Raw genomic sequence first — 20,610 nt, 5'->3', positions numbered from 1 at the left:
GACCCACTCGCCGAGCCAGGGCTTCCGCAACCAACGAGCAGGCAATCTGCAGTGTGCCGGAGATCAGACGGCGGCGAGCATCCCGCCATCCACAAACAGCAGATGACCGTTAACGAAGTTTGCCGCTGGGGAAGCCAGATAGACCGCAGCGCCAATTAACTCTTCCGGTTTTCCCCAGCGCGCCGCTGGAGTCCGCTGATACAACCAGGCGGAAAACGCTTCGTCATTCACCAGAGCGGAAGTCATCTCGGTGGCGAAATATCCCGGTGCAATACCATTAACCTGAATATTATATTCCGCTAATTCAACGCACATTCCGCGGGTCAGCATTTTTACCGCCCCTTTCGACGCGGCATAAGGAGTAATTGTTTTACGTCCCAGTTCACTCTGCATCGAACAAATATTAATTATTTTCCCTGCCCGGCGCGGGATCATATATTTAGCCACCTGCTGCGAAACAAGAAAAACGCCCTTTTGGTTAACTTCAATAACCCGATCCCACTCCTCTTCAGGAAATTCGGTAAAAGGGAATCGACGCTGGATACCGGCATTATTAATTAAAATATCAATTGCTCCGACTTCCTCTTCAATACGGGCAATCGCCTGCTCAACTTCCGCCGCCTGAGTGACATCAAATGCATACCCTACGGCGCGATGGCCCTCGGCAACCAGCACCTGCGCAGCCTGGTCGGCCCGCGCCTGAGTACGGTCATTGATAATGATTTCAGCGCCATACTCTGCAAGTCCACCAGCCAGCAGATTCCCGATCCCCTGGGCAGAACCGGTGATCAGCGCGCGCCTGCCTGACAAATCAAATAAATTTTTCATACAACCTCTTTTTAAATAACTGTTACGCGTAACTGTATACGCGTAACAGTTAATATTGGAAGAGGTCAGGAGATAAAAACGATCGTTTTGTGATCGGTAATACATTTAGAACCAAAGAGACCCAACAACCGGCATTTACCTTGTGAGGTCAATACCGGTTGAGACGAGAGAAAGGTGATTACGCAGCAGTACGGCGGCTACGACGCAACATGATCGCCAGTTGCCAGATATTAACAAGCACGATAATCGCAGTCGCGATAAACACCCAGCGGAAACCGGCCATCGCCGAAACCGAGGCGCCAATCAGTGGCCCCGCCACGTTGCCGAGATACATAAACGACTGGTTATAACCGAAAATTCGCCCGGTCACGCTGTCGCTACAGTACTTCAGCAGTAAAGTTTGTACCGCCGGCAGCATCGCGCCATCGGCAAAGCCGAGCAGAAAACGCAAAACGCCAAGCTGAAATGGCGTCGTGACAAACGACATGGCAAAGAACATCACCACCGCGCAGCACAGCGTGGCCAGCAGAATCCGCGAGGTGCCAATCCGATCGCCGAGTTTCCCCAGACGAGGCGCTGAAATCAGCGCAGAAACCCCCGGCACGGCGGCAATCAGTCCGGCGAGGAAAGCGATATTATTGCTATCCGGCACCATGGATTTAATAAACAGCGCAAGAATCGGGCCGATGGAACCGTTACACAGTTGAATCACCAGGGTGGTGAAAAAGAGGCTGATCACCAGCCCAGGATAAGTTAGCGAAGCAAACACCGCTTTACCGCTCAGCCGCTCCGCTTTGCTAACCTGCGGGCGGGTGCCCTCTTTAATCAGAAACAGCGTCACCAGGAAACTCACCGTCAGCAGGGCGGCGGTGATAATAAACACCACGCGCAAACCAACATGATCGGCGAGAAAACCACCCAGCAGCGGCCCGCCGATCACCCCGCAAATTTGCGCTGTCGAAAGCGTGCTCAATGCCCAGCCGCTGCGCTCCCGCGGAACCTGAGACGCCACCAGCGCCATCGCGTTAGGAATATAGCCGGAAGTCAGCCCCATCACCGCACGCAGGATAAACAACTGCCAGACATTGGTGGCAAAGGCCTGTAATAAAATGGCGATGGCCATACCCAGCGAAGCGCGCAGCAGCATCAGTTTGCGCCCCTTGCGATCCGCAAGGCTTCCCCACATCGGCGAGACAATCGCCGATACCAGGAACGTCACGCTAAAGGTCAACCCTGACCACATGGATAACGCTTCGTGGGAAGTGATGCCCAGTTGGGAAATGTACAGCGGCAAAAAGGGGAGAATTTGGCTGATAGCCAGTCCGGTAAAAAAACAGCCAAACCAGACGGAGATAAGATTAACCTTCCAGGATTCCATAACTACACGTATTCATTAATTTTTCGGCAGTGAGCCACTAGCTTAGCAATTTCCTTTATCCGGCGAAGTACCCGCAATGCCCAGGCGATGAGTTTGGTGCTTTATGTTGCATAATTACGCCATGACAAACAATTCCACAGTAAAAGATACCGTACAAAGCGTGATCTACTTAGAAACAGAAGCGCTGACCGCGCATCCCGAAATGAAAATGACTGGCATGCGCGGCGTTATAGTCCGGTCCTAACGCGTTGCCGTAATAGCGACAACCGCTGGTAAGCAACGCCCGTAGCCAGGAATGATATGTCGCATCATGCCACCCTTTCAGCACGCTGATACGTCGGCCATCGGATAATCGGAAACCGCTGATGTCCAGCGCTTCCGCCGTGGCATGTTCACTGCGCCGCGCGTGCTGACGATGGTAAATATTACGACAGGCAAAACTGCCTAAATGATCGATTTGCCGAAGGTCGTCTCCCAGCATCTGGCGAGCCAGCGGTTTCACCTGCTGTTGCAGATACAGCGCACTGCTCAGCGCCAGCGGACAGCTGGCGAGAAAGCTGCTGCTCAGTTTTACCGTACCAAAGTCGCGTACCCGAACCACGTTTTGCAGAGGGCACGCTCCCTCGCTGTCGGCAACCGGATGGCTGGTGATAAGCTGGCGGTGATTAGCCTCCTCCAGCAGCGTGGCGCATTTTGCGGGCGTTAACCGCCGCAACTTATACTGGCTGATTAATCCCGGCGGGTCCTCCAGACGCAGCGGCGCCAGCGGATTATATTGCGAAGGCAGATAACGGTATCCGTAAAACCCTGCCGCCAGCAGCGCCAACAGCGCGATAAAGCCTTTTTGTTTCACGCCATCTCCCAATGCTTCACCAGATGAATATTATGGCAGCCAGGCGGCGCTTTCACATGTTATGTTATGCCCTTTGATGTCATCAGGATGAAAGTTGAAATGGCTAAGATGAGGGTTGGGATCGTTTTTGGCGGGAAGTCTGCAGAACATGAAGTGTCGCTACAATCAGCGAAAAATATCGTTGAGGCGATTGATAAAACGCGTTTTGACGTGGTTCTGCTGGGGATTGATAAGCAAGGGCAATGGCATATCAACGACGCCAGTAACTATCTGCTGAATCCGCAGGACCCCGCCCACATCGCCCTGCGTCCATCCGATATTACACTGGCGCAGATTCCCGGACGCGAAGCGCAGCAGTTGATTAACGCGGACAGCGGTCAGCCGCTGGCAGCTATCGATGTAATCTTCCCCATCGTTCACGGTACGCTCGGAGAAGATGGCTCCCTGCAAGGCATGCTGCGGATGGCTAACTTACCCTTTGTGGGTTCCGACGTACTCAGTTCTGCCGCCTGCATGGACAAAGATGTCACCAAGCGCCTGTTGCGCGATGCCGGTTTGTCGATTGCGCCATTTATCACCCTGACCCGCGCCAACCGTAGCCTGGTAAGCTTTGCCGATGTGCAGGCGCAACTGGGCCTGCCGCTGTTCGTTAAACCGGCGAATCAGGGCTCCTCGGTGGGCGTCAGCAAGGTGAACAGCGCAGAGCAGTATCAGCAGGCCGTCGATCTGGCCTTTGAATTTGACCATAAAGTGGTGGTTGAACAGGGAATTAAAGGGCGGGAGATCGAGTGCGCGATACTGGGCAACGATCGTCCGCAGGCCAGCACCTGTGGCGAAATCGTTCTCAATAGCGAATTCTACGCCTACGACACCAAATACATTGACGATCAGGGCGCGCAGGTTGTGGTTCCGGCGGCAATCGACAGCGATGTCAATGATAAAATTCGCGATATCGCCGTACGCGCCTATCAGACCCTCGACTGCAGCGGTATGGCCCGCGTCGATGTTTTTCTGACCGCCGATAACGAAGTGGTGATCAACGAAATCAACACCCTGCCGGGCTTCACCAATATCAGCATGTATCCAAAACTGTGGCAGGCCAGCGGCCTGGACTACACCAGCCTGATTAGCCGACTGATTGATCTGGCGCTGGAGCGCCATGCCGCCGACCGCGCGCTAAAAACATCAATGAATTAATCACGGGCAGCGGGTAGATTTGCCCGGTAAGGCATTCACCGCCGCCGGGCAAAAATATGTGTACGATATTCATTGAGGAACTGATATCAGCTTTGCGCTTCCTCGACCGGACGGCGGCGAATAATAAGCCCGGCAATCCAGAAACTGATCGCCCATGTCACCAGTCCCACCGCGTAAGAGCGCCAGCCTTCGGTTTCCCCCCCCAGCAGCCCGATCACGCCATTCAGAATAAAAATCACCCCCAGCGCGACCGCATAGTAGTGCCAGTCACGGCGAATTTTTTCAGTGAGTTTCATAACCACTCCGACAACAAAAAAAGCATCTTCGCATAACCGCCATCACGGATCTGTAGCCGGGTTGAGAATTATCGCGCATTGGGATATCGGTCTACATTTCACGAATGTGTCGCAGGTTCGCAAATGGGTGAAATCAGGAACATTCCTGGACGGAAATTACCAGCAATCTGATACTGCAATCCCTCCGCCATTGCCACAATAGCCGCCATATAGCCGTTATCAAAACGGCAGGAAAGCGAAGTACGGAGGTAAATATGGCAGAGTTCACCTTTGCAAAGACCGTTACTGGCGGCAAAAAAAGGGGCTCTGGCACCGGCAGCAACATCGCTTACGCTCTGTTTGTGCTGTTTTGCTTCTGGGCCGGAGCGCAAATGCTGAGCATGCTGATCCACGCTCCCGGCGTTTTTGAGCATCTGATCCAAATGCAGGATAACCGCTACCCGCGAGTCGAAATAGGCTTCCTGGTCGGGACCCTGTTTGGTCTGATCCCGTTTCTGCTCGGTTGCCTGTTAATTGCACTATGCGGGCTGATTTTCCGCTGGCGCAGCCACCACTAACGGCGCGCCATACAGTTCGCCCGCCGCTCGTCAACGCGTTTAGCGAACCAGGCGGTGGTCAAATTACGGGTGATTTTCGGGCTCTCAAGCCGGATCCCCGGCAGCACCTCTCGCGGTAGCCTTTTACCGGCTTTTTTATCCGCAATCCGGAACACATTTTTGTAGAGATCGCTCTCTTCAAAGGCCAGAGAATCACCCTTTTTCAACTGACGATGGATATCATCATCGCTCATTGCCAACTGTGCGGATAAACGGCGCACCGCCTGTTCGGTGGCGCCAGCCGCGTCGCTATCGTAGCGAATTAAATCGCCATCCAGCGCCAGCTTCACGCCCGTTGCCTTAGAGACCGCATTCTGGAAAGCGGCATTGCGGCTGGCGTACCAACCGGCATTGAAATCGGCAAAGCGATACAGCGGCACGCTATAGTTCGCCGGGTAGTTCAACAGGTGATACGTACCGAACCACAGCCCACCGCGCAGGCTGAATACCTCCTGACGCACGGTACCCTCGATTTTCCACGGATAACCGTCGGTATGCTGCTGAGCGAAAGCGATGCTGACCTGCATCGGGCCGCCGGTATGCACCGGATTCAGCGAGCCAAACAGGGTCTGCCCCATCGGCACCATGCCGATAAAATCATCAAAAATCGCGCTCAGCTGTTTTTCAGTTTTCACGTTATCGAGGCGTTCGCTATAGCTTTTGCCGTCAGGCGAACCGATTTTCAGCGCGGTATGCACCAGAAACAGCGGAATATGCATTTTTTCCGCCCGACGATCGATCTCCTGCCAGGCGATTTTGCTTAACCCAGGTACCACTGGATCTGACTGATAGTTAGACTCCTGCTGCGCCACCGCCAGTACGGAACAGACGTTCTCTTCCGTCGGCGCCAGCTTCTGGCTGGCAAAGGTTTTGGCGATAGCCTGCGCCCAGGCCTCGCGGTCTTTCACGCTGGCAGGCATTTTCTGCCGCACCACCGCCGCAACATCCACCGCTTTTTCTCCCTCCTTCAGCACCGGCGTCGGCTTGCTGGAACAGGCGCTGAGGACGATACCGGCCAGTAGCGTCAGGGTGAGAGACGTAATTCTGGATTGCGCTACCGGCATAAACCATCCTTGAGTTGATTAACTTAATGTTTGCGTAACGGGCTGCAGCGCTTTGCCATCCAGCTCGCGCTCGAAGCTGCGCAGACGTTTGTAGATGGACATCAGTTCCACCAACGTAGTCCAGGAGCTAATCAGATACTGGAACGAGCCGCGAACCTGGCCAAAAACGTTGGTTATCTGGGTCATCAGGCCCAGCGTAATCGTACCGGCAACAATCGACGGAAACAGCAGGAACAAACCGAAAACGTTATCCACCTGCAGATACAGAATACGCGCGATATTGAAGTACATATAGTGGAAATAGAGACGGAAATAGTTGCGACGCACGGCGCTGAACAGTTCACGTACCGTCGGTGGCGTGGCGCGGGATCCATCATCCTCGCCGTACACCAGCTCTTTACGATAGGCCGCCTCGACACGCTGGTTTTTAAACTCCAGGCCCGGTAGCTTAATCCCCACCACCGCCAGCAGCCCCGTCCCCATCAGCGACCACAGGATAGCCGCAATCACCAGACCGTATGGCAAATGGCCGACAATCGGCAGATCCGGCACATGTTGAGAGAGCGTGACCAGCACTGGCAAAAAGGCAATAAGCGTCATCACCGCATTGATAAAACTCACGCCCATATCTTCCAGCGTTGAGGCAAAGCGCATGGTGTCTTCCTGTACACGCTGCGCGGCGCCTTCGATATGGCGCAGATGCTGCCAGTGCGCCATATAATGCTCGTTCATGGCGGTGCGCCAGCGGAAGACATAATGGCTGACGAAGAAGTTATTCAGCACGCCAATAACGACCGCGATTAAGGCTATGCCGAGAAAAACACCCGTTTCCTGATAAAACTGGTTAATGCTGACTTTATGCGGCGTCGCCAGCGCGCTCTGAATCAGATCGTAGAACGGCGCATACCAAGCGTTAACCGCCACCCCGACTTCAACGAGGAACCAGGTGACAAAAATAATCAGCGACGTGCCGAGAATCGACCAGTATTGCCAGCGATGCGGACAGTAAATGAACCAGAACAGGGCAAAAACGCCGACGCAAAACGCATAATAGGCGTAAAACACCAGATAGTTGAGCGACCAAAAACGCGCTGCGCTGATGGCGACATTTGACGATGCTCCGGCCAACCGCAGCAGCCAGTCGCCGCCTCCCGCCTGCCAAAAGATCACGGCCAACAGCGACCAGATAAAGGCAGAAATAAAAAACGGCCCCGGATTGGGGAAAAAGGATTTAAACATCGTGCTCTCCTGCTAACTTCTTTCTCGTTTTGTTGAGCTATGCACCGCGAAAAGCGCCCGCCGCAGAGCCATCGCGGCAAAGCAAAGTGGGCGCAGTATGAGACCGGATATCAGCGACTTAGTTCGTCTGCCATCCGCTAAGAATTGTTTCTGTGGGTTTCACGTGTAAAGGATTGCCAGGAACTGTCAGCGTACGCCACACTTCGTTGTAGTGGGCAATCAGCGTGGTCGCCTGCGCCGCCGGGCGGTTGGCGGTAGTGTGGGCATCTTCGGCAACGGTAATCGCATAGCCGCGACTGCTGCCGTTTTTGATGGTGGTATCCAGGCAGTAATCCGTCGCACAGCCGCAAATCACAAACTGCCTGATGTTATGGGCGCGCAGCACCTCTTCCAGCCGGGTGTGGTAAAAGGCATCGCAGGCGGTCTTAGTGACGTACAGCGCGTCGGCGGGTTGTTGCAGTTCAGGCAGCAATTCAAAGCCTTCGCTCCCCTCTTCCAGCCCTCCCGCTTCGTTGTGCTGAATGAAGATAACGGTATCCGCAGCATTTATCAGGCGGTTAATTTGCGCAGCGCAGCGCTCGCGCTCAATCCGCGGCGTCGCGAAAACGCCATTTTGCATATCCACTACCATTACGACCCGTTTATCCGCCATCGTCTTTTTCACCCCATCATTAACCAGGCGATCATCATACCTGCGCGCGGGTAACATCGGCTATCCAAAAGCGTAAAAAAGGTTTTTTACGCCGCGTTACGTTTTTCCGCACAGATTAGCGTGATTCCCGCTTTGTTCGGCAACGCTTCGTAGTATAAATACGCACTATGTTTTTCTTCATCAGGATGGATCTCCCGTTGAAACGTAGTCTGCTCATTTTTGCTGCGCTATGCGTGGCCTCGTGGACATCGGCCCAGGCCGCGCAACCGAGCGTCGACCCGGAATTCGCCGCAGATGTTGTCGACCGTTACGCTAACCATATTTATTACGGCAGCGGCGCGATCGGCATGGCGCTTGTGGTTATTGATGGTAATCAGCGCGTATTCCGCAGCTTCGGCGAGACGCGTCCTGGCAACAATACGCGTCCACAGCTTGATTCTGTGATTCGTATCGCCTCCCTGAGTAAGCTGATGACCAGCGAAATGCTGGTCAAACTGCTTGACCAGGGGATAGTGAAGCTCAACGACCCGCTGAGCAAATACGCCCCGCCTGGGGCCAGGGTGCCGACTTATCATGGCGCGCCAATCAGGCTGGTCAATCTGGCGACGCACACCAGCGCCCTGCCGCGCGAACAGCCCGGCGGCGCCGCGCACCGTCCGGTGTTCGTCTGGCCAACGCGCCAACAGCGCTGGAACTGGTTATCAACGGCAACGCTGAAAGCCGCCCCCGGCACCCAGGCCGCCTACTCCAACCTCGCGTTCGACCTACTGGCCGACGCGCTCTCTACCGCCGCAGGCAAACCCTATACTCAGCTATTTGAAGAGCAGATCACCCGTCCATTAGGGATGAAGGACACCACCTTTACGCCTTCACCGGATCAATGCCGACGATTGATGATCCCAGAAAAAGGGGCCAGTCCGTGCAACAACACCCTTGCGGCCATCGGCAGCGGCGGCGTCTATTCCACGCCTGGCGATATGATGCGCTGGATGCAACAGTTCCTCTCCTCCGATTTTTTCACTCGCGGACGGCAGGCGGATCGCATGCAAACGTTGATTTATCAGCGTAGCCAGTTGACGAAAGTCATCGGGATGGATGTACCGGGCAAAGCGGATGCGCTGGGCCTCGGTTGGGTCTATATGAAACCGAAAAACGGCCTGCCGGGAATTATTCAGAAGACTGGCGGCGGCGGCGGATTTATCACCTATATGGCGATGAATCCGCAGGCGAATGTCGGGGCATTTGTAGTGGTCACTCGTTCCTCTTTAACGCGTTTCAATAATATGAGCGACGGCATCAATGCGCTGATCGGCGAATTAAGCGGCGTCCGCCCTGCGTTAGAGACGGCCAGCCAGTAGTCTGGGGGATGTTTTCCGGCGATTGATAAGGATCGTTTTGGTGAAACATCCCGGCCTCAATTCAGGTAAACTTGTTCTTTTCATTTCACAAAATCAGGCAAACCATGACAGATTTGATCACTCGCCCCCGCCGCCTGCGTAAATCCGCTTCGCTACGCGCCATGTTTGAAGAGACAACACTGAGTTTGAACGACCTGGTGTTGCCGATCTTTGTTGAAGAAGAAATCGACGATTACAAAGCTATTGACGCCATGCCCGGCGTGATGCGTATTCCGGAAAGACACCTGGCACGCGAGATCGAACGCATCGCCAACGCCGGTGTCCGTTCGGTGATGACCTTCGGGATCTCCCATCATACCGATGCCATCGGCAGCGATACCTGGAACGAAAACGGACTGGTGGCGCGCATGTCCCGCATCTGCAAAGACGCGGTGCCGGAGATGATTGTCATGTCCGATACCTGCTTCTGCGAATACACTTCCCACGGGCATTGCGGCGTGTTGTGTGACCACGGTGTCGATAACGATAAAACGCTTGAAAATCTCGGTAAGCAGGCGGTGGTTGCCGCCGCCGCCGGCGCGGATTTTATCGCCCCTTCCGCCGCGATGGATGGTCAGGTGCAGGCGATTCGCCAGGCGCTGGATACCGCCGGATTTACGGATACGGCGATTATGTCCTATTCCACTAAATTTGCGTCATCGTTTTACGGCCCGTTCCGCGAAGCCGCCGGAACCGCGCTGAAAGGCGATCGTAAGACCTATCAAATGAGCCCGATGAACCGCCGCGAAGCGATCCGCGAATCGCTGCTGGATGAAGCCCAGGGCGCCGATTGCCTGATGGTTAAACCGGCCGGTCCGTACCTCGACATTCTGCGCGATCTGCGTGAGCGTACCAACCTGCCGCTGGGGGCGTATCAGGTGAGCGGTGAATACGCGATGATTAAATTCGCCGCTCAGGCCGGCGCCATTGATGAAGAAAAAGTGGTGCTGGAAAGCTTAGGCGCCATCAAACGGGCCGGTGCGGATCTGATCTTCAGCTATTTCGCCCTTGATCTGGCTGAAAAGAACATCCTGCGTTAATTCAGCGATTGTCGTATCTCCGGTGGCGCAGTGCGCCACCTGGAGCCGCGAAATCTTCATTCAACTGTAATCTGAGCGACATCTGCGCCTTCTACTGTCTGGGCAGGACGAAGGAGGTGCCATCATGTTTAGTCTCGACAATGTACTCGATGACCTGTGGCCTCAGGCGAGGCCTGCGCCCTGGCAAAAAAAGGTGCTGAAAAAGCTCCTGCATGAGGAAGAGTTTCAACAATTTGCCGCGCGTCATCCTCACCTGAAAGGACTGGATACGGTCGAACAGGTACTTGAACATCTCAATATCCGCTGCGCTGTCCCGGCGCACGATCTCGAACAAATCCCCGAACATGGCCCGTTGGTCATTATCGCCAACCATCCCACCGGCACGCTTGACGGTCTGGCGCTGCTCTATGCGGTCTCCCGGGTGCGTCGCGATGTCAAAGTGGTCGCCAACCGTATGCTGACGCATCTTGAGCCGCTGAGCTCGCTGTTTATTCCGGTCGATAACATTCATGGTCGTACCGCCAAAGCGGCGCTACAGCAAATGGATCAGCAGTTGCAAAACGGCGGCGTGCTGATTTTCTTCCCGGCGGGCGAAGTTTCACGCCTGACCTGCCGCGGCATCCGTGATAAAAGATGGCACTGCGGATTTATTAAACTGGCGGCCAAATATCGCGCTCCGCTGCTTCCGGCATGGATCCACGCACGCAACAGCGCGCTGTTTTACGCCAGCACGCTGGTTTCCGCTAACCTCCCGCTACTCCTGCTGATGCCGCAAATGTTTCGCCGCCGCAACAGCAGCCTGCCGGTCAATATTGGCCAACAAATTGCCTGGTCAAGCTGGTTCGATCCTCTGAGATCCTCTCGTGAGTTGACCGAGCGTTGCTATCACCATCTGGAACAGTTTGCAAAAGGGCTTCCTGGCGTATTCAAAACCGAAAGCGCTATCGCCCGCCCGGAAGACCGCGCCCTGCTTAAGCGCGAGCTGAATAAAGCGGAAACACTGGGGCGAACGGCGGATGGAAAAGTGATTTATCTCTGGCAACGTAATGGTCAGGAAGAGGCCCCGGTGCTGCGCGAGCTTGGCCGCCTGCGGGAAATCGCCTTTCGCGCGGTAGGCGAAGGCAGCGGAAAACGTCGCGACATTGACGGCTATGATGACGACTATCTGCATCTGATACTGTGGGATGAAGAAGACCTTGAGATCGTCGGCGCTTACCGTTTTATGCCAACCGAGATGCAGTTGGAAAAGCGCGGTCTGGAAGGCATCTACAGCTACAGTCTGTTCCATTACGACGCGCGTATGGCCGATATTCTTCAGTACGGTATCGAGCTGGGCCGCAGCTTTATCCAGCCACGTTACTGGGGACGCCGCGGGCTGGACTATTTGTGGTCGGGTATCGGCGCTTATCTGGCGCGCTACCCGCACTATCGTTATCTGTTTGGACCGGTTTCCATTTCCGGTGGGCTACCGCCGACAGCGCGCGATCTGCTGGTGGCGTTTTACCGGCTGTGGTTCCCCGCAACGCACCCGCTGGCTAAGTCCCGCCGCCCGTATCCCGCTTCGCTGCCCGATGTGCTGGCGCAGTTTGGCGGTGAGGATTACAACGATGATTTAGTGCGCCTGAAATCTCTGCTCGGCAATCTCGGCTGCGCGATCCCGCCGCTGTATAAGCAATATTCGGAAGTATGTGAACCGGGAGGCGTGCAGTTTATCGATTTCGGCAGCGACCCGGAGTTTAATAACTGCGTGGATGGTCTGGTGCTGGTGGATTTAACCTATCTGAAAGCGAATCGCTATCAGCGCTATATTGGCGCGCATCTGGAATCCCGGAAGACGGCATAATCACCGATTTTATCTCTCTCGCTTCCGGATAGAGGGATGGAGTGACGGTATCACGCACGGGTGAAACGACCCCCCGGCGCTGCTTCCGGCTACTGAGCACGATAATAAGGCTTATCTCCCAGAATCGTCGCCCGGTGCATAATGCGCCGCTGCGGCAGGTAATCAGCGTTGGCATAATGCTGGGTGACGCGGTTATCCCAGATGGCTACGTCATCAAGCTGCCAGCGCCAGCGCACCTGAAACTCCGGTTTTGTGATGTGCGCAAACAAGAATCTAAGCAGCGCCTCGCTCTCTTTCGCCGTCACATCGACAATTCGCGTGGTAAAGCCTTCATTCACAAACAGCGCCTGTTTGCCGCTCACCGGATGGGTACGCACCACCGGATGCAGCAAAGGCGGATGTTTTGCTACCGCCTCAAGCCAGCGCTGATGCTCCTCATTAGTTTTGCGGTATGTGTATTCCGGGAACGATTTACGGAAATCATGCTCCGCCCGCAAACCGCTCAGCAACTGGCGAAACGGTTCGGAAAGCGCGTCATATGCGGCAATACCGCTGGTCCATAGCGTATCCCCGCCGGTAGAGGGCAGTTCCTTTGCCGCCAGAATCGCCCCTGCTGGCGGCGTCTCAATAAAGGTCACATCGGTGTGCCAGTTATCGTTATCCGGCGGGTTATCGTTATGGGTATCCAGCACGATAATCTCTTCGACGCCTTCGGCGTGGGGATAGACCGGATGAATATGCAGATCGCCAAAACGCTGTGCCAGCGCGCGCTGTTGCTGCGGCGTGATGGCTTGTTCACGCAGAAAAACCACCTGGTGGCGCAGCACCGCGTGATACAGCTGTTCAAACTGGTTATCGCTCAGCGGACGAGCCAGATCCACGCCGGAAATCCGCGCCCCAATATACGGCCCCAGCGGGCTAATACTCAGACGTTCACTCATTGTATTTCTCCATGCCAGGGCGTCAGGCGGCGCTGAAGCGCACGCAGACCCAGTGCTAAAATAAACGCGATCACCGCAAATATAGGGTCGTTACGCGTCGATGGCGCTTTTCGCTAACGCCGTGACCATATCCGGGTGTTTTTCCGAGAAGCTACTCATCCAGCGTCGGCAATAAGTACGTTACGCGATGAAATACCCATTATTGTCTGCTCCCCTGTCTTGTTATGGGGGCAGTATTTCGTTGCGGCCGAGTTTGATAAAGGAATTAAAAATTCTTGCTAATAGCAAAGCGTTTTTAGAAAAAAAACGGGAATGGTTAGTGTGGAAATGTATTTAGCATTGAGTTGTAGGCTGGATCAGGCGCTTGCGCCGCCATCCGGCAATCCATGCCTGATGGCGCTGCGCTTATCAGGCCTACCACGACAACAACACCCTGCAAATTATTGCGATTTTGTTACATTCATTCCATAACCACACCCGGATGATTGCCAGCGCAGCGGGGGCAGGCATCATAGAGGCATTATTCGGCAAGAGAGTAAGCATATGATTCGTGTGGTGCTGGTTGATGACCATGTGGTGGTGCGTTCCGGCTTTGCGCAATTATTAAGTCTTGAAGACGATCTGGATGTAGCAGGCCAGTACAGCAGCGCGGCGGAAGCCTGGCCCGCATTATTGCGCGATGACGTTAACGTCGCGGTGCTGGATATCGCGATGCCGGACGAAAACGGGCTGAGTCTGTTAAAGCGGCTACGCGCGCAAAAACCCACGTTTCGCGCCATCGTCCTCAGCATTTACGACACGCCAGCGTTTGTACAAAGCGCGCTGGATGCAGGCGCCAGCGGCTATCTGACCAAACGCTGCGGGCCGGAAGAGCTGGTTCAGGCGGTGCGTTCCGTCGGTATGGGCGGCCACTATCTGTGCGCCGATGCGTTGCGGGCGCTGCGCGGCGGCGAACAGCCGGCGCAGGTTCTGGAGGTATTAACCCCCCGTGAGCGAGAAGTTTTTGATTTACTGGTCAAAGGCGACAGCGTCAAAGAGATCGCATTTAAGCTCGACCTCAGCCATAAAACCGTTCACGTCCACCGTGCTAACGTACTGGGTAAATTGCAGTGCCACAGTACCATCGAGCTGGTGCATTTCGCCCTCGACCACCAGCTGCTGACGGGGCACTGATGTCTCGCGGCGTGCGTTACTGGGTGATCTCACTGTTTATCCTGCTGGCCTGGGGAACAGGTTGGCTGATGCTATGGACGCTGGGCTTTTACCTGACCCATAACGGCCAACAGGCGGCGCTCTTTTTGCCGCACGGCGTTTATCTTGCGCTGTTGATTTTACTCTCCCGCCGTTACTGGCCCGCGCTGATACTGCCGCCGGTGCTGATGCCGTTATGGCTCCATAGCGAGCAATTGCTCAGCGGCTACGTCCTGCTGGCGGCGCCGCTGATCTGCCTGATCCCGGCCAGCATCGGACAAAAATTCTGGCACCGTTTTCCCTTGTACTGGCAGCGTCTCACGCTGCTGCTGGCCGCCGTCACGCTGGCCTCGCTGCTGAATACCGCCCTGCTGTCGCCCTTTATAAAAAGCCCGGCGATGCTGACTGGCCTGGCGTCGTTTACCGGCGGCGTGCTGCTCACCCCCTTTGTTTATCTGGTATTTGAATTTTTACGCCAGCAGCACCGTTATCATCTGTTGGGGCTGGATACCAGCAACCCGCCGCTGCGCACTTCGCTGATCATCTGGTGCAGCCTGTTCTTTATTATCGGCATCGGCACGCAAATGGTGCTGTCGCCGGAAATTGAACGCCTGCTGCTGATCGTGGTGTTCCTGCCTAACGTGGTGATGGCGTGGAAGTTTGGCTGGCAGGGCGGCGTGCTCTCCGGCCTGCTGGGCAGCATGATGATCACCATCGCCCGCCAGGTCGGCGTCGGGTTTAACAACCTGGTCGAGCTGGAGATTTTCCTCGCTACCCAGGCGCTACTCGGCATAGGGCTGGGGATCGCCATCAGCCGCCAGCAGCATCTGGCGCAAAACCTGCACCACTATCGCCAGCGTCTGGAAGCAGAGCTGGCGGCGCGCCGGGCGCTGACCGAAAAGCTGATCCACACCGAAGAGGATACGCGCAAAAACCTGGCGCGCGAGCTGCACGACGAGATCGGCCAGAACATCACCGCCATTCAGATCCAGTCACAGCTGGTGAAACGGGCGCGCGATCCGGTGCAGACGCAGGCCGCCGCCAGCCAGATAAACGATCTCGCCCGCCGTATTCACCACTCTACCCGCCAGCTGTTACGCCAGCTACGTCCCCCCGCGCTGGATGAACTGTCGTTTCAGGAAGCACTGCTTCATCTGGTTAACGAATTCGCCTTCCCCGAGCGAGGGATTCGCTGCCAGTTTGAATATCGCCTTACGCATACCCCGGAAAATGAAACCATCAGGTTTACCCTCTACCGCCTGTTGCAGGAACTGCTGAACAACGTCTGCAAACACGCCGAAGCCAGTGAAGTCTCGATTCTGTTACGCCAGCAGAAACAGACCCTCTATCTGGAAGTACGGGACAACGGCACCGGCATCCAGCCTGAAAACGTACCGGGATTCGGCATTCAAGGGATACGCGAACGGGTTAACGCGTTGGGCGGCGAACTGATGCTCGAATCGCGGCGCGGCACGCGGGTAATTGTTAACCTGCCCACAAATTTGCAACAAACCGCGCACTAGCCAGGAAAAAGTCTTAGTCACTCCAGACTTTCTCCCATCCCCTTTCACTTTCGTTTTCCTATAGTCAGCACAAACGGAGACGGTCATGCCCCCACGCTCAGTCACTGACATCAACCAGCATTACCGCACGCTGCGGCCACAATTGCTGATGTACATGATCATCGGGTACGCCGCGTTTTACCTGACGCGAAAAAGCGTGAATTACGTGCTTCCGGCGCTACAAACGGATCTGGGACTCGATAAAGGCGATATCGGCCTGTTGGGTTCACTGTTTTACCTGACCTACGGCCTGTCGAAGTTTACCGCCGGGCTGTGGCACGACAGCCATGGGCAGCGCTGGTTTATGGGCGTCGGCCTGTTCGCCACCGGTCTGCTGAATGTGGTGTTCGCCTTTGGCGAGTCGCTGACGCTGCTGCTGGCGGTCTGGACGCTGAACGGTTTCTTTCAGGGCTGGGGATGGCCGCCCTGCGCCCGACTGCTGACCCACTGGTATTCGCGCAACGAGCGCGGCTTCTGGTGGGGCTGCTGGAATATGTCGATCAACATCGGCGGGGCGATTATCCCGCTGATTAGCGCTTTCGCCGCCCACTGGTGGGGCTGGCAGGCGGCGATGCTGGCGCCGGGGATCATCAGCATGGCATTAGGTATCTGGCTCACGCTACAGCTGAAAGGCACGCCGCAGGAAGAGGGATTGCCAACGGTCGGCGCATGGCGTCATGACCCGCTGGAGCTGCGCCAGGAGCAGCAAAGCCCGCCGATGGGGCTGTGGCAGATGCTGCGCGCCACGATGCTGAAAAACCCGATGATCTGGCTGCTGGGCGTCTCATATGTGCTGGTCTATCTGATCCGCATCGCCCTCAACGACTGGGGCAACATCTGGCTCACGGAAAGCCACGGCGTTAATCTGCTCAGCGCCAACGCCACGGTGATGCTGTTTGAAGTCGGCGGCCTGCTCGGCGCGTTGTTCGCCGGTTGGGGATCGGATTTGCTGTTCAGCGGCCAGCGCGCGCCGATGATTTTGCTGTTCACGCTAGGGCTGATGGTGTCCGTCGCCGCATTGTGGTTAGCGCCAGTACACCATTACGCACTGCTGGCGGTCTGTTTCTTTACGGTGGGCTTTTTCGTTTTTGGCCCGCAAATGTTGATTGGCCTTGCCGCCGTCGAGTGCGGGCACAAAGCGGCGGCCGGTTCCATCACCGGGTTTCTCGGCCTGTTCGCCTATCTGGGGGCAGCGCTAGCGGGCTGGCCTCTGTCGCTGGTCATTGAACGCTACGGCTGGTCGGGCATGTTCAGTCTGCTCTCGGTCGCTGCGATACTTATGGGTTTATTGCTGATGCCGCTGCTGATGGCGGGCATCACCACCTCGCTCAGTCAAAGGATAAAACAATGAAATTGACGCTTACCTCTACCCTGATTGCATCCGGCATTGCGCTGGCAACCTTAACCGGCGCCGCGCAGGCCAAAGGCCGCCTGGTGGTTTATTGCAGCGCCACCAATGAAATGTGCGAAGCAGAAACCAAAGCGTTTGGCGACAAATATGACGTCAAAACCTCGTTCATCCGCAACGGCTCCGGCAGTACGCTGGCGAAAGTCGACGCCGAGAAGAAAAACCCGCAGGCGGACGTCTGGTACGGCGGGACGCTGGACCCTCAGTCCCAGGCGGGTGAAATGGGGCTGCTGCAACCCTACAAGTCTCCCAATCTTGAGCAGGTCATGGAGAAATTCCGCGATCCGGCGAAAGTAAAAGGCAACCTCTCTTCAGCGGTGTATGTCGGTATTCTCGGTTTTGGCGTCAATACCCAGCGCCTGAAAGAGAAAAATCTGCCGGTGCCAAAATGCTGGAAGGATCTGACCAAACCGGAATACAAAGGCGAGATCCAGATTGCCGACCCGCAAAGTTCAGGCACCGCGTATACCGCGCTGGCGACCTTCGCCCAGCTATGGGGAGAAGATCAGGCCTTTGATTACCTGAAACAGCTCAACGCCAACGTCTCTCAGTACACCAAATCCGGTATTGCCCCGGCACGTAACGCCGCCCGTGGCGAAACCGCTATCGGCATCGGCTTCCTGCACGACTATTCGCTGGAAAAAGAACAGGGCGCGCCGCTGGAGCTGATCTCTCCGTGCGAAGGCACCGGCTATGAAATTGGCGGCGTCAGCATTCTGAAAGGCGCGCGTAATCTTGATAACGCCAAACTGTTCGTGGACTGGGTGCTGTCAAAAGATGCCCAGGAGCTGGCGTGGAAAAAAGGCAAGTCTTATCAGATCCTGACCAATACCACCGCAGAAACGTCACCAAACTCGCTGAAGCTCGACAACCTGAAACTGATCAACTACGACATGGATAAATACGGTTCGACCGATGTCCGTAAGGCGTTGATCAATAAGTGGGTTAGCGAAGTGAAGATGGGTAAATAAGCCCACATTTGCGTTCATTTGCCGGGTGGCGGCGTAAACGCCTTACCCGGCCTACGACACCGGAACCGCTATGTCACACACACTTGCACACCATCCCGTGAAAAAACGGGATGCGATATTCTTTTGGGTTCTGCTGGGCTGGCTGGCGTTTGCCCTGCTGCCGAGCTGGAGCCTGGATTACGGCCTGCTGGAGTCCACGGGCGATGAAATCCTTGAGTCCTACGGCTGGTCACAGCGCAATATCAGTTGGCTGTGGTATCTGCTGCCGAGCCTGCTGCTGATTCGCCCGTTCCATGAAGCCAGGCGCGAACAGCGCAGCCGCCATTACCTTGATGCGGGCTGGGCGCTGTTGTGTATGGCCTTTATCGTCGTCAGCGCCACCGTTGAAGGCCGTGGTTTAGGCTACGCCACTATCGTGCTGTTCGTCGCGCTGGGCGCGATCATGACGCTGGCGTTGACCCGTCTGGAATGGCTGGGCGGCGACCGCTTCGTGATCGGCTCACTTACCGCCATTGTGGCGCTGATCGGCATCTTTATCGTCTGGCCGAGTATCGCGATTTTCATCCCGATGTTCACCAACGACGCCGGGGAATTCGCGCCGCTGGCGTTTATGACGGTGCTGTCGCAGGCGCATATCATCCAGGTGATCCTCAACTCCATCGCCCTGTCGATTGCGGTGGGCGTGGGCTGTACCTTCTTCGGCCTGGTACTGGCGATTTACACCACCCGCATTGCCAAACGCAGCGCCATTATTGGCCGCATCTTCTCGATTCTGCCAATCGTCACGCCGCCGTTCGTAGTGGGTTTAGGCGTTACGCTGATGATGGGACGCTCCGGCTACGTCACCGAATTGATGGTCGAGTGGTTCGGGCTGACCAACACCAACTGGCTGTACGGATTTACCGGCATCTGGCTGGCGCAGGTGCTGGCATTCACCCCGATGGCGTTTATGATCCTCGACGGGGCGATCAAAACCATTCATCCGTCGCTGGAAGAAGCCTCGTACACCCTGCGCGCCAGCCGTTGGCAGACCTTTAACGGCGTGTTTGTCCCGCTGCTGAAACCGGCGCTGGCGAACGCCTTTTTAATTGTGGTGGTGCAGTCGCTGGCCGACTTCAGTAACCCGTTGGTGCTCGGCGGTAACTTCGACGTGCTGGCGACGCAGATCTATTTCTATATCACAGGTTCGCAGCTTGATTATCAGGCCGCCAGTACGCTGGGCGCGTTCCTGCTGCTGTTCTCGCTGCTGGTGTTCTGTGTGCAGTATATGTGGATCGGTAAGCGCTCTTATGTCACGGTCTCCGGGAAATCGTACCGTGGCGACGTCCAGCCGCTGCCGGTCACCCTGGTGTGGAGCGTCATCGCCATTCTGGCCGTGTGGATAGCCTTCAACGCCCTGCTCTACGGCAGCATTTTCTACGGTAGCTTCACCGTCAACTGGGGCGTGGATTACACCCTGACGCTGGCGAACTTTATCAAGCTGTTCGGCCAGGGTATGAGCGACGGCGCGTGGCCTTCCCTGCTTGATACGTTGCTCTACGCCGGAATTGCCGCGCCGATCACCGCCATCTTCGGTCTGCTGATCGCCTGGATTGTGGTACGCCAGCAGTTCAAAGGCAAAAAGACTATCGAGTTCACCACCATGCTGTGCTTCGCCGTACCGGGCACCGTGGCGGGCGTGTCGTACATCCTCGCCTTTAACAGCGCCCCGGTGTACCTCACCGGAACGGCGGCGATTGTGATTATTTCGATGGTGATGCGTAACGTGCCGGTTGGGATTCGCGCCGGGATCGCCGGATTAGGCCAGATCGATAAATCGCTGGATGAAGCGTCGCTCAGCCTGCGCGCCGGGAGCTTACGCACCATCACGCACATCCTGCTGCCGCTGCTGCGCCCGGCGATCCTCTCGGCGCTGATCTACAGCTTTGTGCGCGCCATTACCACCGTCAGCGCCATTGTGTTCCTCGTCACGCCAGACACCCGCGTGGCGACGGCCTACATCCTCAACCGCGTGGAAGACGGTGAATACGGCGTGGCGATCGCCTACGGCTCAATTCTGATCGTGGTGATGCTGGCGATTATTTTCATCTTTGACTGGCTGATCGGGGAAGCGCGTATCTCCCGTTCAAAAGCCAAAAACCAGGCGTAATGGAG

General features: G+C 56.0%; 18 protein-coding genes and 1 pseudogene. 10 read left to right on the top strand and 9 right to left on the bottom strand.

Annotation, left to right across the window (positions count from 1 at the left end; all coding sequences use genetic code 11):
- Nucleotides 1-63: 63 nt before the first annotated feature.
- From idnO to ABK821_RS21535, 3 genes are all read right to left on the bottom strand, one after another.
- Complete coding sequence (gene idnO / locus ABK821_RS21545; RefSeq protein ID WP_138358245.1) at nt 64-828, bottom strand: gluconate 5-dehydrogenase; 765 nt, start codon at nt 826-828, stop codon at nt 64-66.
- 178 nt (nt 829-1,006) lie between these two features.
- Complete coding sequence (locus ABK821_RS21540; protein WP_138358247.1) at nt 1,007-2,206, bottom strand: multidrug efflux MFS transporter; 1,200 nt, start codon at nt 2,204-2,206, stop codon at nt 1,007-1,009.
- 169 nt (nt 2,207-2,375) lie between these two features.
- On the bottom strand, nt 2,376-3,059 hold the full coding sequence (locus ABK821_RS21535) for an extensin family protein (protein ID WP_138358249.1): 684 nt from the start codon (nt 3,057-3,059) through the stop codon (nt 2,376-2,378).
- Nucleotides 3,060-3,158: 99 nt separating this feature from the next.
- Between ABK821_RS21535 and ddlA the strand changes: the two genes are divergently transcribed.
- Nucleotides 3,159-4,256 (top strand): D-alanine--D-alanine ligase, encoded by a 1,098-nt coding sequence (gene ddlA / locus ABK821_RS21530; protein ID WP_343178804.1) that lies wholly within the window; start codon nt 3,159-3,161, stop codon nt 4,254-4,256.
- A gap of 86 nt (nt 4,257-4,342) precedes the next feature.
- On the opposite strand, the gene ABK821_RS21525 is transcribed toward ddlA, so the two are convergent.
- Entirely contained in the window at nt 4,343-4,552 is a 210-nt protein-coding gene (locus tag ABK821_RS21525) for a DUF2754 family protein (protein WP_343178805.1), read from the bottom strand.
- A 254-nt stretch (nt 4,553-4,806) separates the two neighbouring features.
- Here ABK821_RS21525 and ABK821_RS21520 point away from each other — a divergent pair, with 254 nt between their 5' ends.
- Nucleotides 4,807-5,109, top strand: a complete 303-nt coding sequence (locus ABK821_RS21520) for a DUF2755 family protein (RefSeq protein ID WP_138358255.1) — start codon at nt 4,807-4,809, stop codon at nt 5,107-5,109.
- Here ABK821_RS21520 and ABK821_RS21515 read toward each other — a convergent pair.
- From ABK821_RS21515 to ABK821_RS21505, 3 genes are all read right to left on the bottom strand, one after another.
- The gene (locus ABK821_RS21515; RefSeq protein ID WP_142501792.1) at nt 5,106-6,212 is read right to left on the bottom strand and encodes a DUF1615 domain-containing protein; all 1,107 of its coding nucleotides are present in this window, start codon (nt 6,210-6,212) and stop codon (nt 5,106-5,108) included. The two genes, ABK821_RS21520 and ABK821_RS21515, sit on opposite strands and share 4 nt — an antisense overlap.
- An 18-nt stretch (nt 6,213-6,230) precedes the next feature.
- Nucleotides 6,231-7,451, bottom strand: coding sequence for a peptide antibiotic transporter SbmA (sbmA, locus tag ABK821_RS21510; protein WP_138358259.1), 1,221 nt, complete (start codon nt 7,449-7,451; stop codon nt 6,231-6,233).
- Between the two features lie 118 nt (nt 7,452-7,569).
- Nucleotides 7,570-8,082 (bottom strand): isochorismatase family protein, encoded by a 513-nt coding sequence (locus ABK821_RS21505; RefSeq protein ID WP_171034794.1) that lies wholly within the window; start codon nt 8,080-8,082, stop codon nt 7,570-7,572.
- Nucleotides 8,083-8,300: 218 nt separating this feature from the next.
- On the opposite strand from ABK821_RS21505, the gene ampH reads away from it, so the two are divergent.
- The 3 genes from ampH (at nt 8,301) to ABK821_RS21490 (ending at nt 12,383) form a co-directional block, all read left to right on the top strand.
- Entirely contained in the window at nt 8,301-9,461 is a 1,161-nt protein-coding gene (gene ampH / locus ABK821_RS21500; protein WP_343178806.1) for a D-alanyl-D-alanine-carboxypeptidase/endopeptidase AmpH, read from the top strand.
- Nucleotides 9,462-9,565: 104 nt separating this feature from the next.
- Nucleotides 9,566-10,540: a porphobilinogen synthase gene (gene hemB, locus ABK821_RS21495; protein WP_138358265.1), complete on the top strand. Its 975-nt coding sequence runs from the start codon at nt 9,566-9,568 to the stop codon at nt 10,538-10,540.
- Nucleotides 10,541-10,664: 124 nt separating this feature from the next.
- Complete coding sequence (locus ABK821_RS21490; protein ID WP_343178807.1) at nt 10,665-12,383, top strand: GNAT family N-acyltransferase; 1,719 nt, start codon at nt 10,665-10,667, stop codon at nt 12,381-12,383.
- Nucleotides 12,384-12,472: 89 nt separating this feature from the next.
- Here the strand turns inward: ABK821_RS21490 and tauD are convergent, their stop codons facing one another.
- Nucleotides 12,473-13,324 (bottom strand): taurine dioxygenase, encoded by an 852-nt coding sequence (gene tauD, locus ABK821_RS21485; protein WP_343178808.1) that lies wholly within the window; start codon nt 13,322-13,324, stop codon nt 12,473-12,475.
- Nucleotides 13,321-13,407, bottom strand: a pseudogene (locus ABK821_RS21480) (taurine transporter subunit); the annotation flags it as partial. The gene tauD and the pseudogene ABK821_RS21480, both read right to left, overlap by 4 nt.
- A 460-nt stretch (nt 13,408-13,867) precedes the next feature.
- Between ABK821_RS21480 and ABK821_RS21475 the strand changes: the two are divergent.
- The 5 genes from ABK821_RS21475 to ABK821_RS21455 all read left to right on the top strand — a co-directional run bounded on the left by ABK821_RS21475 (nt 13,868) and on the right by ABK821_RS21455 (nt 20,605).
- The gene (locus tag ABK821_RS21475) at nt 13,868-14,497 is read left to right on the top strand and encodes a response regulator transcription factor (protein ID WP_047458568.1); all 630 of its coding nucleotides are present in this window, start codon (nt 13,868-13,870) and stop codon (nt 14,495-14,497) included.
- Complete coding sequence (locus ABK821_RS21470) at nt 14,497-16,038, top strand: MASE1 domain-containing protein (RefSeq protein ID WP_343178809.1); 1,542 nt, start codon at nt 14,497-14,499, stop codon at nt 16,036-16,038. The genes ABK821_RS21475 and ABK821_RS21470 overlap by 1 nt, the downstream gene beginning before the upstream one ends.
- Nucleotides 16,039-16,123: 85 nt before the next feature.
- Nucleotides 16,124-17,428 carry an MFS transporter family glucose-6-phosphate receptor UhpC gene (gene uhpC, locus ABK821_RS21465; RefSeq protein ID WP_343178810.1) on the top strand — a complete coding sequence of 435 codons (1,305 nt, stop codon included), beginning with the start codon at nt 16,124-16,126 and terminating at the stop codon, nt 17,426-17,428.
- Nucleotides 17,425-18,456 (top strand): ABC transporter substrate-binding protein, encoded by a 1,032-nt coding sequence (locus tag ABK821_RS21460; protein ID WP_138358277.1) that lies wholly within the window; start codon nt 17,425-17,427, stop codon nt 18,454-18,456. Before uhpC ends, ABK821_RS21460 begins: the two co-directional genes overlap by 4 nt.
- Before the next feature lie 70 nt (nt 18,457-18,526).
- On the top strand, nt 18,527-20,605 hold the full coding sequence (locus ABK821_RS21455; RefSeq protein WP_343178811.1) for an iron ABC transporter permease: 2,079 nt from the start codon (nt 18,527-18,529) through the stop codon (nt 20,603-20,605).
- The last annotated feature ends 5 nt before the right edge of the window (nt 20,606-20,610 follow it).

The sequence above is a fragment of the Klebsiella sp. KE9456 genome, from assembly GCF_043832615.1.
In the GTDB taxonomy this organism is placed as follows: domain Bacteria; phylum Pseudomonadota; class Gammaproteobacteria; order Enterobacterales; family Enterobacteriaceae; genus Klebsiella; species Klebsiella indica.
The sequence above is the reverse complement of the archived record's forward strand: the minus strand, read 5'-3'. Positions and strand labels throughout refer to the sequence as shown.

Excerpts from the sequence above, each read along its gene's own strand:
- tauD (WP_343178808.1), bottom strand. The coding sequence starts at position 13,324 with ATGAGTGAACGTCTGAGTATTAGCCCGCTGGGGCCGTATATTGGGGCG.
- ABK821_RS21490 (WP_343178807.1), top strand. The coding sequence starts at position 10,665 with ATGTTTAGTCTCGACAATGTACTCGATGACCTGTGGCCTCAGGCGAGG.
- ABK821_RS21475 (WP_047458568.1), top strand. The coding sequence starts at position 13,868 with ATGATTCGTGTGGTGCTGGTTGATGACCATGTGGTGGTGCGTTCCGGC.
- sbmA (WP_138358259.1), bottom strand. The coding sequence starts at position 7,451 with ATGTTTAAATCCTTTTTCCCCAATCCGGGGCCGTTTTTTATTTCTGCC.
- ABK821_RS21455 (WP_343178811.1), top strand. The coding sequence starts at position 18,527 with ATGTCACACACACTTGCACACCATCCCGTGAAAAAACGGGATGCGATA.
- ABK821_RS21525 (WP_343178805.1), bottom strand. The coding sequence starts at position 4,552 with ATGAAACTCACTGAAAAAATTCGCCGTGACTGGCACTACTATGCGGTC.
- ABK821_RS21470 (WP_343178809.1), top strand. The coding sequence starts at position 14,497 with ATGTCTCGCGGCGTGCGTTACTGGGTGATCTCACTGTTTATCCTGCTG.
- hemB (WP_138358265.1), top strand. The coding sequence starts at position 9,566 with ATGACAGATTTGATCACTCGCCCCCGCCGCCTGCGTAAATCCGCTTCG.
- ABK821_RS21515 (WP_142501792.1), bottom strand. The coding sequence starts at position 6,212 with ATGCCGGTAGCGCAATCCAGAATTACGTCTCTCACCCTGACGCTACTG.
- idnO (WP_138358245.1), bottom strand. The coding sequence starts at position 828 with ATGAAAAATTTATTTGATTTGTCAGGCAGGCGCGCGCTGATCACCGGT.
- ABK821_RS21505 (WP_171034794.1), bottom strand. The coding sequence starts at position 8,082 with ATGGTAGTGGATATGCAAAATGGCGTTTTCGCGACGCCGCGGATTGAG.
- ABK821_RS21460 (WP_138358277.1), top strand. The coding sequence starts at position 17,425 with ATGAAATTGACGCTTACCTCTACCCTGATTGCATCCGGCATTGCGCTG.
- ABK821_RS21520 (WP_138358255.1), top strand. The coding sequence starts at position 4,807 with ATGGCAGAGTTCACCTTTGCAAAGACCGTTACTGGCGGCAAAAAAAGG.
- ABK821_RS21540 (WP_138358247.1), bottom strand. The coding sequence starts at position 2,206 with ATGGAATCCTGGAAGGTTAATCTTATCTCCGTCTGGTTTGGCTGTTTT.
- uhpC (WP_343178810.1), top strand. The coding sequence starts at position 16,124 with ATGCCCCCACGCTCAGTCACTGACATCAACCAGCATTACCGCACGCTG.
- ddlA (WP_343178804.1), top strand. The coding sequence starts at position 3,159 with ATGGCTAAGATGAGGGTTGGGATCGTTTTTGGCGGGAAGTCTGCAGAA.